General features: G+C 70.1%; 14 protein-coding genes and 2 tRNA genes. 5 read left to right on the forward strand and 11 right to left on the reverse strand.

Annotation, left to right across the window (positions count from 1 at the left end; all coding sequences use genetic code 11):
- Nucleotides 1-46: 46 nt before the first annotated feature.
- From IS481_RS14640 to IS481_RS14660, 5 genes are all read right to left on the reverse strand, one after another.
- A complete protein-coding gene (locus IS481_RS14640) occupies nucleotides 47-1,009 on the reverse strand; it encodes a ribose-phosphate pyrophosphokinase (RefSeq protein ID WP_104357816.1) in 963 nt (320 codons plus the stop codon).
- A 148-nt stretch (nucleotides 1,010-1,157) separates the two neighbouring features.
- Nucleotides 1,158-1,234: transfer RNA gene (locus IS481_RS14645), tRNA-Gln, on the reverse strand.
- A gap of 57 nt (nucleotides 1,235-1,291) precedes the next feature.
- Nucleotides 1,292-2,179, reverse strand: coding sequence for a 4-(cytidine 5'-diphospho)-2-C-methyl-D-erythritol kinase (gene ispE, locus IS481_RS14650; RefSeq protein WP_104357815.1), 888 nt, complete (start codon nucleotides 2,177-2,179; stop codon nucleotides 1,292-1,294).
- A 19-nt stretch (nucleotides 2,180-2,198) separates the two neighbouring features.
- Entirely contained in the window at nucleotides 2,199-2,744 is a 546-nt protein-coding gene (locus IS481_RS14655; RefSeq protein ID WP_104357814.1) for a lipoprotein insertase outer membrane protein LolB, read from the reverse strand.
- A complete protein-coding gene (locus tag IS481_RS14660) occupies nucleotides 2,744-4,549 on the reverse strand; it encodes a tetratricopeptide repeat protein (RefSeq protein WP_104357813.1) in 1,806 nt (601 codons plus the stop codon). The genes IS481_RS14655 and IS481_RS14660 overlap by 1 nt, the downstream gene beginning before the upstream one ends.
- A gap of 87 nt (nucleotides 4,550-4,636) precedes the next feature.
- Between IS481_RS14660 and mutM the strand changes: the two genes are divergently transcribed.
- The 3 genes from mutM (at nucleotide 4,637) to mutY (ending at nucleotide 8,668) form a co-directional block, all read left to right on the forward strand.
- The gene (mutM, locus tag IS481_RS14665; protein WP_104357812.1) at nucleotides 4,637-5,452 is read left to right on the forward strand and encodes a bifunctional DNA-formamidopyrimidine glycosylase/DNA-(apurinic or apyrimidinic site) lyase; all 816 of its coding nucleotides are present in this window, start codon (nucleotides 4,637-4,639) and stop codon (nucleotides 5,450-5,452) included.
- Nucleotides 5,453-5,616: 164 nt separating this feature from the next.
- On the forward strand, nucleotides 5,617-7,605 hold the full coding sequence (locus IS481_RS14670; RefSeq protein ID WP_104357811.1) for a dynamin family protein: 1,989 nt from the start codon (nucleotides 5,617-5,619) through the stop codon (nucleotides 7,603-7,605).
- Between the two features lie 16 nt (nucleotides 7,606-7,621).
- Nucleotides 7,622-8,668 carry an A/G-specific adenine glycosylase gene (mutY, locus tag IS481_RS14675; RefSeq protein WP_104357810.1) on the forward strand — a complete coding sequence of 349 codons (1,047 nt, stop codon included), beginning with the start codon at nucleotides 7,622-7,624 and terminating at the stop codon, nucleotides 8,666-8,668.
- Between the two features lie 16 nt (nucleotides 8,669-8,684).
- Here mutY and IS481_RS14680 read toward each other — a convergent pair whose 3' ends face one another.
- Genes IS481_RS14680 through IS481_RS14695 form a run of 4 tightly spaced genes read right to left on the reverse strand, consistent with a single transcriptional unit; the run spans nucleotide 8,685 to nucleotide 12,803 of the window.
- Nucleotides 8,685-9,314 (reverse strand): LON peptidase substrate-binding domain-containing protein, encoded by a 630-nt coding sequence (locus IS481_RS14680; RefSeq protein WP_104357809.1) that lies wholly within the window; start codon nucleotides 9,312-9,314, stop codon nucleotides 8,685-8,687.
- Nucleotides 9,311-10,228: an RNase adapter RapZ gene (gene rapZ, locus IS481_RS14685; RefSeq protein WP_104357808.1), complete on the reverse strand. Its 918-nt coding sequence runs from the start codon at nucleotides 10,226-10,228 to the stop codon at nucleotides 9,311-9,313. The genes IS481_RS14680 and rapZ overlap by 4 nt, the downstream gene beginning before the upstream one ends.
- Entirely contained in the window at nucleotides 10,225-11,919 is a 1,695-nt protein-coding gene (gene recN / locus IS481_RS14690; protein WP_194963305.1) for a DNA repair protein RecN, read from the reverse strand. Before recN ends, rapZ begins: the two co-directional genes overlap by 4 nt.
- A complete protein-coding gene (locus IS481_RS14695) occupies nucleotides 11,919-12,803 on the reverse strand; it encodes an NAD kinase (RefSeq protein WP_104357807.1) in 885 nt (294 codons plus the stop codon). Before IS481_RS14695 ends, recN begins: the two co-directional genes overlap by 1 nt.
- Nucleotides 12,804-12,931: 128 nt before the next feature.
- Here IS481_RS14695 and hrcA point away from each other — a divergent pair, with 128 nt between their 5' ends.
- Complete coding sequence (gene hrcA / locus IS481_RS14700) at nucleotides 12,932-13,963, forward strand: heat-inducible transcriptional repressor HrcA (protein WP_104357806.1); 1,032 nt, start codon at nucleotides 12,932-12,934, stop codon at nucleotides 13,961-13,963.
- A 228-nt stretch (nucleotides 13,964-14,191) separates the two neighbouring features.
- Nucleotides 14,192-14,279: transfer RNA gene (locus IS481_RS14705), tRNA-Ile, on the forward strand.
- Nucleotides 14,280-14,547: 268 nt separating this feature from the next.
- Here the strand turns inward: IS481_RS14705 and IS481_RS14710 are convergent.
- Together IS481_RS14710 and IS481_RS14715 are read right to left on the reverse strand one after the other, a co-directional pair.
- Nucleotides 14,548-14,895 carry a hypothetical protein gene (locus IS481_RS14710; RefSeq protein ID WP_146079547.1) on the reverse strand — a complete coding sequence of 116 codons (348 nt, stop codon included), beginning with the start codon at nucleotides 14,893-14,895 and terminating at the stop codon, nucleotides 14,548-14,550.
- 218 nt (nucleotides 14,896-15,113) lie between these two features.
- On the reverse strand, nucleotides 15,114-15,566 hold the full coding sequence (locus IS481_RS14715) for a M15 family metallopeptidase (RefSeq protein WP_198425431.1): 453 nt from the start codon (nucleotides 15,564-15,566) through the stop codon (nucleotides 15,114-15,116).
- Nucleotides 15,567-15,601: the final 35 nt, after the last annotated feature.

Consider the following 15,601-nt stretch of genomic DNA (forward strand, 5'->3'; position numbering starts at 1 on the left):
CCTGTGGCCGGGCGGCCCACGTGCGGCCGCCCGTGGCGTTCCCGGCTCAGAAGTTGTTGTTCTGCTCCGAGAACAGGGAAGTCACCGACTCGCCGTCGGAGATCCGCCGGATGGTTTCGGCGAACAGGAAAGCCACCGACAGCTGGCGGATCTTGCCGATCGACTTGGCGGCCTCGGCCAGCGGGATGGTGTTGGTGATCACCACCTCGTCGAGGGCGGAATTCTGGATGCGCTCCAGCGCGGGGCCGGAGAACACCGGGTGGGTGCAGTAGGCGTAGACCGACTTGGCGTTGCGCTCCTTGAGCACCTCGGCCGCCTTCACCAGCGTGCCGGCGGTGTCGATCATGTCGTCCATGATCACGCAGTTGCGGCCCTCGATCTCGCCGATGACGTGCATCACTTCCGAGACGTTGGCCTTGGGACGGCGCTTGTCGATGATGGCCAGGTCGCAGCCCAGCTGCTTGGCCAGCGCACGGGCGCGCACCACGCCGCCGACGTCGGGCGAGACCACCACCAGGTCCTTGTAGCTGCGCGACTTCAGGTCGGCCAGCAGGACCGGCGAGGCGTAGATGTTGTCGACCGGGATGTCGAAGAAGCCCTGGATCTGGTCGGCGTGCAGGTCCATCGTCAGCACGCGGTTGACGCCGACGACCTCCAGCATGTTGGCCACCACCTTCGCACTGATCGGCACGCGGGTCGAGCGCGGGCGGCGGTCCTGGCGGGCATAGCCGAAGTACGGGATCACGGCCGTGATGCGGCGCGCCGAGGCACGCTTGAGCGCATCGACCATGATGCACAGCTCCATCACGTGCTCGTTGGTCGGCGCGCAGGTGGGCTGCACCACGAACACGTCGCGGCCGCGCACGTTCTGCTGGATCTCGACCGAGACCTCGCCATCCGAGAAGCGGCCCACCGCCGCACGTCCCAGCGTCAGGCCGAGATGGGTGGCGATTTCCTGGGCAAGCGAGGGATTGGCGTTGCCGGTGAACAGCAAGGTGTCGGACAGCATCTTCCTCTCCGTCGAGGCCTACAGGACTGCGTCGTGACCGTCTCGCGTGATGTCACCCTGCAAGCAGAGCACCAACTTCGCCCGGTATGGCTCAAAAACTACGGAAGCTCTGGGCCGATGCTACGACCCAGAGCTTCCTGGATTGGTTTGGCAGGGGAGGAAGGACTCGAACCCTCGAATGTCGGAATCAAAATCCGATGCCTTAACCAACTTGGCGACTCCCCTACACAGGCCCTCGCCACCGCCTTGCGGCCGCTGCGCGAGCCCAGAAAACGTCGCTTTTCAGTCCGGCGTCCAGTCCCGCAGGGGATGGGACTCCAGGCTGCGGCACCTTCTTGCACGCCACCCGGCCGGCAACTCCAGGAGCTGCTCGCCATCGGACGCCTCCAAGGCACCGATTCTCGCAAACACCGCGCTGCCCGAGCCCGTCATCCGGCCATGGCCGAACCGTGCTTCCAGCAGCTCCACCGCCTGACCCACGCCGCTGCACAGCGCCTGTGCCGCATCCTGCATGTCGTTGCGACCGAACAATCCTGCCGCACCGCCCTGCCGGGCCTCGCATTTGGCGGTCTCTGCGAGAAAGACCGAGATCATAGCAGGTTTTGTGTCGCGAACCAAGAGGGGGCTCGAAAAAATTTCACGCGTGGGCAGGTGCGCCGGCGGCTTGACCACCATGTAGTCGGCCGCGGGCAGCGCCAGCGGCGTCAGCTGCTCGCCGATGCCTTCGACCCACGCAGGCCCCGTGCCGAGGAAGAACGGCACGTCCGCGCCCAGCGTCACGCCGATGCGCATCAGCTGCGCGCGGTTCAGGCCCAGTCCCCACAGGCGGTTCAGCGCGATCAGCACGGTGGCCGCATCCGAGCTGCCGCCGCCCATCCCGGCCCCGGACGGTACTTCCTTCAGGATCGAGATGTCGGCCCCCAGGCGCGTGCCGCTGGCGGCCTGCAGCGCGCGCGCGGCGCGCAGGCACAGGTCGTCCTCGGGCAGCGGCTCGCCCAGGTCGTGCCGCACGATGCGGCCGTCGCCGCGCCGCTCGAAATGCAGCGTGTCGCACCAGTCGATCGGCACGAAGACGGACTGCAGCAGGTGGTAGCCGTCGGCGCGGCGGCCGGTGATGTGCAGGAACAGGTTCAGCTTGGCCGGCGCCGGCACGTCGTACAGGGCTTTCATCACGGCAACGAAGGAGGTGTCAGCTGCGGTCCAGGCGCGCGCGCACGGTCACCACCGGCGGCACCTGGCGCACCGCGGTGATCAGGCCGTCGGCGGCCTGCTCCAGCTGCACGCTCCAGCCCAGCTGCCGGAAGCCCGGGGCACCGCCGTCCAGCGGCTCGCTGGCTGCCCCGGGCCAGGGCTCGCCGCGCAGCCAGTGGAACAGGGCCACGACCGGCAGCGGCTCGCCGACCATCTCGCGCGTCAGCTCGTCCAGGTCCGCGTAGCGCTGCGTGCGGCCTTCGGCGCGCAGCCAGGCCTCGCCAGGCTGCCACCAGGCCACGGCCACCGTGGTGCCGAGGGTGTTGGACAGGCGCAGCTCGCCGCGGGCGGCCTCGCCCAGCAGCTCGAAGAAGGCGGTCGAGGCGCGTGGCGATTCGCCGGGGCGCGCGGCCTCGATGCGGATCGCCAACCGCCCGGATGCCGCCATCGCCAACCCTTCGACCGGCGAGCGCAGGCTGGCGCAGCCGGCCAGCAGCACGGCCAGCGCAAGCAGCAGCAGCCGGGGCAGGCGGACCGTGCGCATCACAGCTGCACCTTCAGGCGCGCCAGCGTCTCGATGAGCACCTCGTTGCTGCCGTCGCGTTCGCGCGCGTCGCGCCAGACCCGGCGCGCCTCGTCGTGGCGGCCCAGCGACCACAGCACCTCGCCGAGGTGCGCGCCGATCTCGGCGTCGGGACGGGCCTGGTAGGCGCGCTGCAGGTGCTTGAGCGCCTCCTCGGGACGCCCCATGCGGTACTCGACCCAGCCCATGCTGTCGATGATGAACGGCTCGTTGGGCGCGAACTCGAGCGCCTTCTGCACCAGCTGGCGCGCCTCCTCGAGCCGGACGTTGCGGTCGGCCAGCGTGTAGCCGAGCGCGTTGTAGGCGTGGTAGTGGTCGGGCTTGAGCTCGATGACCCGGCGCAGCAGCCGCTCCATCTCTTCGACCCGGCGCAGCTTCTCGGCCATCATCGCCTGCTCGTACAGCAGGTCCACGTCGTCGGGAAAGCGGGTCGCGCCGGCCGCCAGCACCTGGTAGGCCTCGCCCCAGTCCTTGAGCTCGCGCAGCAGCTGCGATTCGGCCAGCACCTTGGCGCGCGCATCCTGCGGCGAGCGCTCGGGCACCTTGCGCAGCAGCTCGCGCGCCTCGCCCGTGCGACCCTGCCTGGCCAGCAGCATCGCGCGCCGCAGCTGCACGCTCAGCGCGCGGTCGGCCTCGTCGATGCGCGACAGCCACTGGTCGGCCTGCTCGTACTGCCCCTGGGCCTCGGCGGCCTGCGCCAGCAGCAGGTAGGCCTGCGTGACCCCCTCGGCGGGCGAGGCGGTCACGACCTCGATGCTGCCGTCCTCGGTCGGCGTGCTGGTCGGCTGGGTGGATTCGCTGCGCCCTTCGGCCAGCTCCAGGTAGCGCCGCAGCGCCTGCTCGGCCTCGCGCGGCTGCTTCAGCTCCAGGCGCAGCGCGCCCAGGCTCAGCCACGCCGGCGCCAGCGCCGGGTCGACCTGCGTGGCGGTTTCGAGCTGCACGGCCGCCTCGGGGTAGCGCTGCTGGTTGACCAGCGTGCGCACGTAGGACAGCCGGATCGCCGCCGACGCGGGCTTGGCCTGCAGGAAGTCGCGCACGATGGACTCGGCCTGCACCCGCTGCGGCATCAGCTCCAGCGCGAGCAGCGCCACGCCTTCGGCGCTCGGGTCGAGCTTCGCGGCCTCCTGCGCGAGCGCCAGCGCCCGGTCAGGTTCCTCCGCCTGCAGGCGCATGCGCGCGTTGGCCAGCAGCGTGGCCAGGCGCGTCTCGGGCATGGTGGCGTAGGGCTGCAGCGCCTGCTCCAGCACCCCGGCCATGGTCTTGCGGTCGGCCGGCCGCACGAAGAAGCGCGGCAGCGTCGCGATGGTCTCCGGCCGTTCGGCCGCCGGCGTGTTGGCCAGCAACGCGCGCAGCGGGTCCAGCGCCTCGGCGACGCGGTTGAGCCCGACCAGCAGCTGCGCCGCGAACCGGTGCGCCTCGACCGAGCCGGGCACCGCGGTGCGCCAGGCCTGGGCGGCGGCCAGCGCCTGGTCGCCGGCGCGCGCCTGCAAGGCGATCTCGACGGCACGGCGGAACAGCCGCTCGTCGCCGGTCTTGCGTGCACCGTCCAGCAGGATCTCGTAGGCCGCAGCCGCATTGCCGGCACGCAGCTCCATCTCGCCGACCAGCAGCTGGTAGAACAGCGGCGCATCCAGGCCGGACGACTCCACCGGCGCGCGCACGGGGGCGCCGGACGCCGCCGGCGCCTCGGCAGCCACCGCCCAGCTGCCGCCCGCGAGGCTGGCGGCCAACATCAGCAGGCGGAACGAGGACACGGCAGACGGCATGGAAGGCACTCCCTGTGATGGTGCGGGCATCCGCGCGGCGCGGGGACGACCGTGTCTGATTCTACGGAGCCCCCGATAATTCCCCTCATGCCCGAGTTACCGGAAGTCGAAGTCACGCGGCTGAGCTTTGCCGACCGCATCCAGGGCGCCCGCATCGAGGCGGTGCGCCTGGGCAAGCCGTTGCGCTGGCCGCTCGGCTGCGCGCCCGAGCGCCTGGTGGGCCAGGCCGTCGGCACGGTCAGCCGGCGCGGCAAGTACCTGTGGATGGCGCTCGACGAGGGCGGCTTGCTGCTGCACCTGGGGATGTCCGGGTCGCTGCGCTTCGCGCCGCTGGCCCCGCCACCCGGCCCGCACGACCATTTCGACCTGGCCACCGACCGCGGCCTGCTGCGCCTGCACGACCCGCGCCGCTTCGGCGCCGTGGTGTGGGCCCCGGCGCTGGACGCGCCGCCCGCGGTCAAGCTGCTCGGCACGCTGGGCATCGAGCCGTTCGACCCGGCCTTCGACGGCGCCTACCTACACCAGCGGCTGCGCGGGCGGCGCGTGTCGATCAAGCAGGCGCTGCTGGCCGGCGACATCGTCGTCGGCGTGGGCAACATCTACGCGTCCGAGGCGCTGTTCGGCGCGGGCATCGATCCGCGCACCGCCGCCGGGCGGATCGGCCTGGCGCGCTGCGAGCGCCTGGCGGCATCGATCCGGACCACCCTGCGCCGCGCGCTGGAGGTCGGGGGCTCGACCCTGCGCGACTTCCGCAACGCCGAGGGGCAAAGCGGCTACTTCCAGCTCGAGACCCAGGTCTACGACCGCGAGGGCCTGCCCTGCCGGCGCTGCGGGACCCCGGTGCGCCGCATCCAGCAGGGCCAGCGGTCGACCTTCTTCTGTCCTCAGTGCCAGCGCCGCTGAGCCGCGGCGGATGTGACTGCACGTAACACGGATTCCGTTCGCGCCACCGGGTGCACCGCCTGTCCGCGCCCCGGGGGCGGCCCGCCCCTGCGCCCCGCAGCCTTGGGCTACCATGCGCCCTCGGCTACTATTTGCTGTTCCCCCTTAGCCTGCTGCCCCTTTCCATGGTGCCGTCCTTTGCGAACAAGCTCGATGCGCTCGGCGCATGGCGTGCCGATCTGGAATCGCGGCTGGGCGAGCTGTCGCGCTTCCTGTTCGACCACGACCTGCTGGATCCGCCGACCTCCGCACTGCTGGATTCGCTGACCCAGCGCCTGGCGGGCGAGAAGCTGGTCGTCGCCTTCGTCGCCGAGTTCTCCCGCGGCAAGTCGGAGCTGATCAACGCGATCTTCTTCGCCGACACGGGCCGGCGCATCCTGCCGGCCACCCCCGGTCGCACGACCATGTGCCCGGTCGAGCTGAGCTACGACCCGGACGAGCCGCCGTCGCTGAAGCTGCTGGACATCGACACCCGACTGGGCAGCGCCTCGCTGGCCGAGCTGCGCGGGCACCCGAGCGCGTGGAAGCAGGTCGAGCTGAACATCAAGCGCCCCGACCTGCTGGCCGAGGAGCTGCTGCAGGTGATGCAGACGCGCAAGGTGCCCAAGGAAGCGGCGCGCGAACTGGGCTTCTGGGACGACGACCGGCCGGAGGACAACCCGCCGGTCGACGCGGCCGGGATGGTCGAGGTGCCGGCGTGGCGCCACGCCATCATCAACTACCCGCACCCGCTGCTCAAGCGCGGGCTGGTGGTGCTCGACACGCCCGGCCTGAACGCGATCGGCGCCGAGCCGGAGCTGACGGTGAGCCTGCTGCCCTCGGCGCACGCGACGGTCTTCATCCTCGCGGCCGACACCGGCGTGACCAAGTCGGACCTGACGATCTGGCGCGAGCACCTGTGCGGCCAGCCGCTGGCGCGCTACGTCGCGCTGAACAAGATCGACTCGCTGAGCGACCCGCTCAGCCCCAGCGCCGAGGTGGAGATCCACATCGCCCGCCAGCGCGCGCTGACGGCGCAGACGCTGGGCATCCCCGAGAACCGCGTGTTCCCGATCTCGGCCAAGCAGGCGCTGGCCGGGCGGGTCAGCGGCGACGCCGACGTCCTGCGCGCCAGCCGCATCCTCGCGCTGGAAGACGCGCTGGGCCACCAGCTGCTGCCGCAGCGCCGCGAGGTGCTCGAACGCGTGGTGCTCGACGGCACCAGCCAGATCACCGCGCAGATCGGCCGGCGCCTGAACGACCGGCGCCGCCAGCTGGCCGAACAGCTGCTCGAGCTGCGCGGCCTGCGCGGCAAGAACAGCAACATGGTCGGCATGATGCTCAAGCGCGTCGAGGCCGAAAGCGCCGAGTTCGAGCAGTGCATCGCCCGCGTGCAGGCCATGCGCTCGGTGCACACGCGCATGCTCAAGGACGCGCTGACGACCATCAGCAACGACGTGGTGCGCGAGCAGACCGACATGCTGCAGGAGAAGCTGCGCAGCTCGGTGCTGAACTTCGGCGTCAAGCGTGCCTTCTCGGACATGTGCGCCGTGCTGCGCGAGCAGCTGCGCAAGGCACAGACCCAGGGCCACGAGATCCACGACATGCTGGGGGCTTCGTTCACCAAGCTGAACGCGGAGTTCGGCTTCGGCCTGTCGGTGCCGGCGGCGCCCGACCTGTCCCAGTTCATCGCCGACCTGGACATGATCGAGCGCAACTACATCCAGTACCTGGGGCTGTCGCACGCGCTGCGGCTGTCGCAGCACCGCTTCATGGAGCAGTTCCGGCGCATGCTGGTGTCCAAGCTGCGCGTCGTGTTCGAGGGCGCGAGCGGCGAGCTGGAACTGTGGAACAAGACCGCCTCGTCGCAGATCGACTCGCAGCTGCGCGAGCGCCGGCGCAACTTCAAGCGCCGCCGCGAATCGCTGGAGCGCATCCAGGCCGCCAGCAACGAGCTCGAGGCGCGCATCCAGGAAGTGAGCGCCCAGGAGGAACGCCTGCGCCACCTGCAGGCGCGCCTGGCGACGCTCATCGAAGGCATCGAGATCGCCGCGACCGGGCCGCTGCCGATGGGCGGCATCGAATCGGTCACCATCGAGCTGCCGCTCAACGCACCGGCTTCCGCGCAGGGCTGAGGGTCGACCGCCGCCCATGCCGACCCCGTCTCCGGTCGATGCCGCTCGCCTGCCCGCCGGGTTCGCCGCCCGCGTGATCGCCTGGCAGCGCGAGCACGGGCGCCACCAGCTGCCCTGGCAGCGCACGCGCGACCCGTACCGCGTGTGGCTGTCGGAAATCATGCTGCAGCAGACCCAGGTCACCACGGTGCTGGGCTACTACGAGCGCTTCCTCGCGCGCTTTCCCGACGTGGTCGCGCTGGCCGACGCGCCGCTGGACGAGGTGCTGTCCGCCTGGAGCGGCCTGGGCTACTACAGCCGCGCGCGCAACCTGCACCGCTGCGCGCAGGTGGTGCGCGACGAGCATGGCGGACGCTTTCCCGCCAGCGCCGCCGAACTGGAGCGCCTGCCCGGCATCGGCCGCTCGACCGCCGCCGCGATCGCCGCGTTCTGCTTCGGCGAGCGCGCCGCGATCCTCGACGGCAACGTCAAGCGCGTGCTCACGCGCGTGCTGGGCTACGGCCACGACCTCGCGCAGGCGAAGCACGAGCGCGAGCTGTGGGCGCTGGCCGAGGCGCTGCTGCCCGAACGCGACATGGGCCCCTACACGCAGGGGCTGATGGACCTGGGCGCGACCGTGTGCCTGGCGCGCTCGCCGCACTGCCTGCTGTGCCCGGTGCAGGCCCTGTGCGCGGCCAGCGCCGCGGGCCGGCCGCAGGACTACCCGGTCAAGACACGCAAGCTCAAGCGCAGCCGGCGCGAGAACTGGTGGCTGTGGGCCGAACACGAGGATGCCGTCTGGCTCATGCAGCGCCCGGACACGGGTGTGTGGGCCGGGCTGTACAGCCTGCCGGAGTACCCCAGCCTGGAGGCGCTGCGCGAGGCGGCCGCGCCGCTGGGCGCCGTGCCGGTGGCGCAGCCGCCCATCGAGCATGCACTGACCCACTTCGACTGGGTGCTGCACCCGGTGAAGCTGCAGCTGGAGGACGCGCCGCGCTGGGAAGGCGGTCGCTGGGTCCGCTACGAGGACCTGGGCGCCTACGGGCTGCCCGCGCCGCTGCGCAAGCTGCTCGCGCAGCGCTGAGTCGCGCCGCGCGGGCTCAGTCCTGCAGGATGCCCTTCTGGCGCAGGAACTGGTCGACGAGCTTGAGCCGCACCAGCGGGTCGGGCAGCTCCATCAGCTTCTGGCGCGCGGCCAGCGGGATGGGCAGGATCTCGCACCAGCGGTTGGCGATCCAGCCGGCGTCGTCGAAGCGGTAGGGCTCGAGGAACGGCACCTGGTTGCGCTCCTTGAGGACGCGGATCGCGTTGGCCAGCCCGGTCGCGGAGCCGAGCAGCTCCTCGGTGGGCAAGGTCTGCGCGTCGGGGTCGAGGTAGCGCACGTCCGCGACCCACAGGCCGTTGGGTTCCTGGCGGCTGTCGACCACCTCGAAGCGCCGGCCGCCGCGGCAGCGCACGTGGAGGATGCCCGGCTCGGTGCTGTCGGCCTCGAGCAGCTGCGCCTCGCAGCCGATCGCCTCGAACTCGACCGGCTCGCCCGGACGGCGCACCTCCTGGCCGCGGCGCAGCGCGACCACGCCGAACGGCCGGCCCTCGCGCAGGCAGCTGACCATCAGGTCGAGGTAGCGCGCCTCGAACACCTTCAGCCCCAGCAGGCCGTCGGGAAACAGCACCGACTGCAGCGGAAACAGCGGCAACGGGATCGGGGAAGTGGTGGAAGCAGTGTTCATGCAGCGGCGTCGCGCGCGTCCAGTTCCCGGTGGCGGACCAGGGTGGTGCCACGGCCCTGGAAGCGTCTGGCCAGCTGCTCGGCGCAGTACACCGAGCGGTGCTGCCCCCCGGTGCAACCGATGGCCACGGTGAGGTAGTTGCGTTGGTCCTGCTCGAAGGCCGGCAGCCAGCGGCGCAGGAAGGCTTCGATCTGGGCCACCATCTCCGGCACCTCGGGCTGCGCCTCGAGGTAGGCGATCACGTCGGCATCGCGGCCGGTCAGGGGCCTCAGTTCACGGATGTAGTACGGGTTGGGCAGCACGCGCACGTCGAACACGTAGTCCGCATCCAGCGGCACGCCGTGCTTGAAGGCGAACGACTCGAACACCAGCGTCAGCTGGGCCGCGGGCGCCTGCACCAGGTTGCGGATCCAGCTGCGCAGCTGCGCCGGGCGCAGCTGGCTGGTGTCGATCACCGACGACGCCTGGCGCAGCTCGGCGAGCAGCTCGCGCTCCAGCTCGATGGCCTCGATCAGCGCGCGGTGCGCGGCGGCCAGGTCCGAGTCATGGCGGCCGTCGGACAGCGGATGGCGCCGGCGCGTCTCGGAGAAGCGCCGCACCAGCGTGTCGGTGGAGGCGTCCAGGAACACCTCGCGCACCGTCAGGCCCATGCCGCGCAGCTTGGCCATGGTCGGCAGCAGCAGCGGCAGCGAGCGCGCGCTGCGCACGTCGGCGGCGATCGCCACGCGCGGCGTGAAGCGCGACTGTTCCAGCGACAGGAAGCTCTCGATCAGCTCCGGCGGCAGGTTGTCGACGCAGAAGTAGCCCGCGTCCTCGAGCGCATGCAGCGCCACCGACTTGCCCGAGCCGGAGATGCCGGTGATCAGCACCACCTCGCGCGGCGTGGCGGCAGCGTCGTCGCGTGCCTGGCTCATGGGCGTCTGCGTCCTCGTGACGGGGTGGGGGCTGCCGCGACCGGTGCGGCGGCGGTCTCCAGCATTTCCTGCGCGTGCGCGAAGCTGGTGCCCGACAGCTGCTGCCCGCCCAGCATGCGCGCGATCTCGGCGACGCGCTGCTCGCCCGCGACCGGCCGCACCTCGCTGGTCGTCACGCCCGCGCGCGTGGCCTTGCTGACCACGTAGTGGTGGTCCGCGCAGGCCGCGACCTGCGGCAGGTGGGTCACGGCGAGCACCTGGCGGTCCACGCCCAGCTGCTTCATCAGCCGTCCGACCGTCTCGGCCACCGCGCCGCCCACGCCGGAATCGACCTCGTCGAAGATCAGCGTGCCGGCCTCGCCGAGGCGGCTGGTGGTCACCGCGATGGCCAGCGCGATGCGCGACAGCTCGCCGCCCGAGGCCACCTTGGCCAGCGGCCGCGGCGTGCTGCCTTCATGGCCGGCGACGAGGAACTCCACCGCCTCCAGCCCGAACGACTGCGGCGCGTCAAGCTTCACCAGCGCGACCTCGAAGCGGCCGCCGGCCATGCCGAGCGACTGCATCGCCTGCGTGACGGTGGCGGCCAGCTTCGGCGCGGCCTGCCGGCGTGCCTGCGAGACCTTCCTGGCGGCCTCGTCGTAGCGCTGGCGCGCCTCGGCCGCGGCGCGCTCCAGCGCCTCCAGGTCGGTGGCGGCGTCGAGGCGGCGCAGCTCGTCCTTCCAGCCTTCCAGCAGCGCGGGCAGCTCCTCCGGCGGGCGGCGGTAGCGACGCGCCAGGCTCATCCAGGTGGACAGGCGCTCGTCGAGTTCCTGCAGGCGCTCGGGATCCAGCTCGACGTGGCGCAGGTAGCCGTGCAGGCTGTGCGAGGCGTCCTGCAGCTGCGCCTGCGCGGACTGCAGCACCTCGATCACCGAGGCGAGCGACGCGTCGTACCCGGCCACGTCCTGCAGCTGCTCGACCGCACGCCCGGTCAGCGCGTCGGCGCTCTGGTCGGCCTCGGAGACCGCGTCCAGCGCGGCCTGCACCGCGTCGATCAGCGACTGGGCGTGGGCCAGGCGCCGGTGCTCGGCGTTGAGCTCGTCCCACTCGTCGGCGCCCGGCGCGAGCTTGTCGACCTCGCCGATCTGCCAGGCCAGGCGCTCGCGCTCGCGCTCCAGGTCGGCCTGGCGGGTGCGGGCGTCGTCCAGCAGCTGCTGCGCCTCGCGCCAGGCCTGCCAGGCGGCCGCCAGCGGCTTCAGGTCGGTGCCGGCATAGGCGTCGAGCAGGCCGCGCACGGCGTCGGCGCGCGTCAGGCTCTGCCACGCGTGCTGGCCGTGGATGTCGACCAGCGCCTCGCCCGCGGCGCGCAGCTGGGCCACGGTGGCGGGGCTGCCGTTGATCCACGCGCGGCTCTTGCCCTGCGCGTCGATCGTGCGGCGCAGCAGCAGTTCGTCGGCAATCTCGAAGCCGGCCTCGTCCAGCCAAGGGTGCAGGGCCGGCGGGGTGTCGAACACGGCGGTGATCTCGGTGCGCTGCGCGCCCTCGCGCACGACGCCGGCGTCGCCGCGGCTGCCCAGCGCAAGCTGCAGCGCGTCGATCAGGATGGACTTGCCGGCCCCCGTCTCGCCGGTCAGCACCGAGAAACCCGCCTCGAACTCGACGTCGAGCTCGCTGACGATGACGAAATCCCGCAACGCGATGCGGCGCAGCATCAGGCTCCCACCCCTTCGTTCCAGTGAAGTTTGCGGCGCAAAGTGGCGTAGTAGCTCCAGCCACGCGGGTGCAGGAAGCGCACCTGGTGGGCGGAGCGCTGCACGCGGATGCGGTCGCCGTGCAGCAGGCTCGCCAGGCTTTGCATGTCGAAGTTGGCACTCGCATCCCGGCCCGCGACGATCTCCACCGTCACCTCGCTGGCATCCGGCAGCACGATGGGCCGGTGCGACAGGGTGTGCGGCGCGATCGGGGTCAGCACCCAGCCCTTGATCGCCGGGTGCAGGATGGGGCCGCCCGACGACAGCGCGTAGGCGGTGGAGCCGGTCGGCGAGGCGATGATCAGGCCGTCGGCGCGCAGGTTGGCCATGAACTGGCGGTCCACGTCCACCCGCAGCTCGACCATGCTGGCGGTGGCGCCGCGGCTGACCACGACGTCGTTCATCGCGAAGCCGTCGTAGATCACCTCGCCGTCGCGCACCACCTGCCCTTCCAGCATGGTGCGGTGCTCTTCCTCGAAGTCGCCGTGCAGCATCGGCCCGAGCGAGGCGTGCACCTCGTGGACCGGGATGTCGGTGATGAAGCCGAGCCGGCCCTGGTTGATGCCGATCAGCGGCACGTTGTAGCGGGCCAGCTCGCGCGCGATGTGCAGCATGGTGCCGTCGCCGCCGACCACCACCGCGAGGTCGCAGGCCGCACCGATGCCGTCCACGTCCAGCGTCGGATAGCGCGTGGCCAGCCCGGTGTTGAGCGCGGTGTCGTGCTCCAGCGTCACCTCGGCGCCCTGCCGCAGGATGAACTGGGCAATGTCCTCCAGCACCGGCTCGATCCCCTGGGCCTGGTACTTGCCGATCAACGCAACATGACGGAAACGCGACGACTGCATGGGCGGGATTACACCACAGGGCTCCCCCCGGATTCCGGGCGATCCCGGGGGCGCCAGCGCCACCCGGAACGCAGGCCGGCAAGCCCCACCCTACCCGACGGACGAAGGGGCGGCCTACAATCTTTTGCATGTTGGACCCCCGCTTGGACGAGCGCTCCAGGTTGCTCTTGAAAGCGCTGGTGGAGCGCTACATCGCCGATGGTCAGCCGGTCGGCTCGCGCACGCTGTCCAAGGCGTCCGGACTCGAACTGTCGCCCGCGACCATCCGCAACGTCATGGCCGACCTCGAGGAGCTCGGCCTGATCGCCAGCCCGCACACCTCGGCCGGCCGCGTGCCCACGCCGCGCGGCTACCGGCTGTTCGTCGACACCATGCTGACGGTGCGGCCGCTGGACGTGGAGGCAGCCCCGCCGGCGGTGGCCAGCCAGCTGCAGCCCGACCAGCCCAAGCGCGTGATCGCCAACGCGGCGCAGATGCTGTCGAGCCTGTCGCGCTTCGTCGGCGTCGTGACCACGCCGCGCAAGCCGTCGGTGTTCCGGCACATCGAGTTCCTGCGCCTGTCCGACCGCCGCGTGCTGGTGATCCTGGTCGCGCCCGACGGCGACGTGCAGAACCGGGTGATCTTCACCGAGCGGGACTACACCGACTCGCAGCTGGTCGAGGCGACCAACTTCCTCAACACCCACTACGCCGGGCTGACGATCGAGGAGGTGCGCGCGCGCCTGAAGGACGAGATCGACGCGCTGCGCAGCGAGATCGCCACGCTGATGCAGGCCGCCGTGCAGGCCGGCACCGAGGTGATGGCCGAGGACAGCGAGCAGGTCGTGGTCTCCGGCGAGCGCAACCTGCTGCAGGTGCAGGATTTCTCCAGCGACCTGGACTCGCTGCGCAAGCTGTTCGACCTGTTCGAGCAGAAGACCCAGCTGATGCGGCTGCTGGACGTCTCCAGCCGCGCCGAGGGCGTGCGCATCTACATCGGCGGCGAGAGCCAGGTGGTGCCCTACGAGGAGCTGTCGGTCGTCTCCGCGCCGTATGAAGTGAACGGCCAGATCGTCGGCACCCTGGGCGTGATCGGCCCCACGCGCATGGCCTACGACCGCATGATCCAGATCGTGGACATCACGGCCCGGCTGGTGTCGAACGCGCTCAGCCAGAAGTAGACGCCCACTACAATGCGCGCTTCCCGCGTGCAACGCGCAGGACACGGGCCGGTAGCTCAGTCGGTTAGAGCAGCGGACTCATAAGCTGATGCGTTTTGTCCCGACAGTGTCACGTAAGTCGTTGTTACTATTTGCATTTATCGACAAACAGCGCGTAGCTTCAGTGTTGACCTTTCCACGAACTTTCCGCTGCATAAGTTCGGTATAGACTGTGGGGCTGCGCACATAGGGCCGGACGCCGTGTTGGTTGCAGGCAGCGGACTCATAATCCGTCGACGAAAGTCCACCGTGGGTTCGAATCCCACCCGGCCTACCACGATGTGCGGGGCGCGCTCAACCCTGGGCAAAACTCTTGCCCCACCCCACCCCCTGGCTCGTCCCCCTCACCGCCATGAGACGGGGTAGGGCTCGCGACATGTCGCGGTGCTTACGCTGCTATTTCTCGGCGAGCAGACATCAGCCGGCCCCGGTTCACTTCGGCCCCACGTAGTGCTGGCCGGCCCAGGGCTGCGAGCCGTACGCAGCCCTGTCAACAAAAAGAAAATGGCGGCATCCGCCGCCCTGAACTCTTACTTAGTGCACGACTAGTGCAAAGCTTGCTCCCACGCTGCGTTGTTCTCAGCAGCAGCTGCCGCCAAAGCATGCGCTTCCCTGCGGGCACGCGCTGCGAGCAACAGCTTGCGAGCATCCTTCATCACGGTGTGCGACCAGGGCGCGCCCGCTTCCTTCGTGCATCGAAGGCTCGCGTAGCGCGCAGCGTGCGTCACTGCGCCGATGTCACCGTCAGCTACTTCGAGCAGGTCAGCTAGACGAACGTTGTTCACATAGATTGTTGTCAGCTTGCCGCCTCCCGGCTTGAAGACACACACGCGGATGCCTGGCATCCCGCGGTGAGTTTTGACAGCAGTGTGTGCTTGGTTGTGCTCAGTCATTGTGGCGCTCCCTGGGTGTTGCTGTGAGCAGGTGGGTTCTCGTCGTATAGCGAGCATGTATATGCAGCTTGACGGAGGTCCAGGTGGGGAGGCTAAGCAGCGGCGCGGCCGACGAGACCGCTGGCAGGTCGTTGATTTATCGAAGAACGCGGGCCGGTGACTGAAGGGTGGGCCTGTTGTCGGCTGGACAACAGGCCTGTATATGAGGTGAGGGTTGGTCAGCGGCTCTTGGGCAGCTGAAAGTGTGGGCGGTCTTTGAACGTTTTCCAGTCCCCGCCCCATTCGAGACCGAGGCTGCGGCCGATGGCGCCGACTTTGTCCCAAGGCTCAGAGTCAGCCCATGAGGCCTTTCCATCACGCATGAAAGCAATGTCGAAAGCGCGTGACGCAGGGATGCCGTTCAGCGTCGCGTTGTGCTCCGATGAGCCGCCGCGCGCGTTCGTTACCCTAGGCTTTGAGGGCTCCGCCATCACGTGGCCGAGTCCCGCAGCGTTCAGTTGGGCTTGGGTGCGACCCTGCGCGTAGAGCATGTTCTGGTACTCAGTCGAGCGGAACGTCTGAGTCAAGAAGACGTCATAGCCCGCTGCGGCGCAGCGCTCAAGAAGCAGGCGGCACAACGGCTGCAAGTCGGGGTGCAGGTGTTCAATCTTGCGAGAGTTCAGTAGAAGCATCGGGGGAGCCCTCATAGAGTTGCTCCCCTGTCTAG

Origin of the sequence: Caldimonas thermodepolymerans (assembly GCF_015476235.1) — a bacterium.
GTDB lineage: Bacteria > Pseudomonadota > Gammaproteobacteria > Burkholderiales > Burkholderiaceae_C > Caldimonas > Caldimonas thermodepolymerans.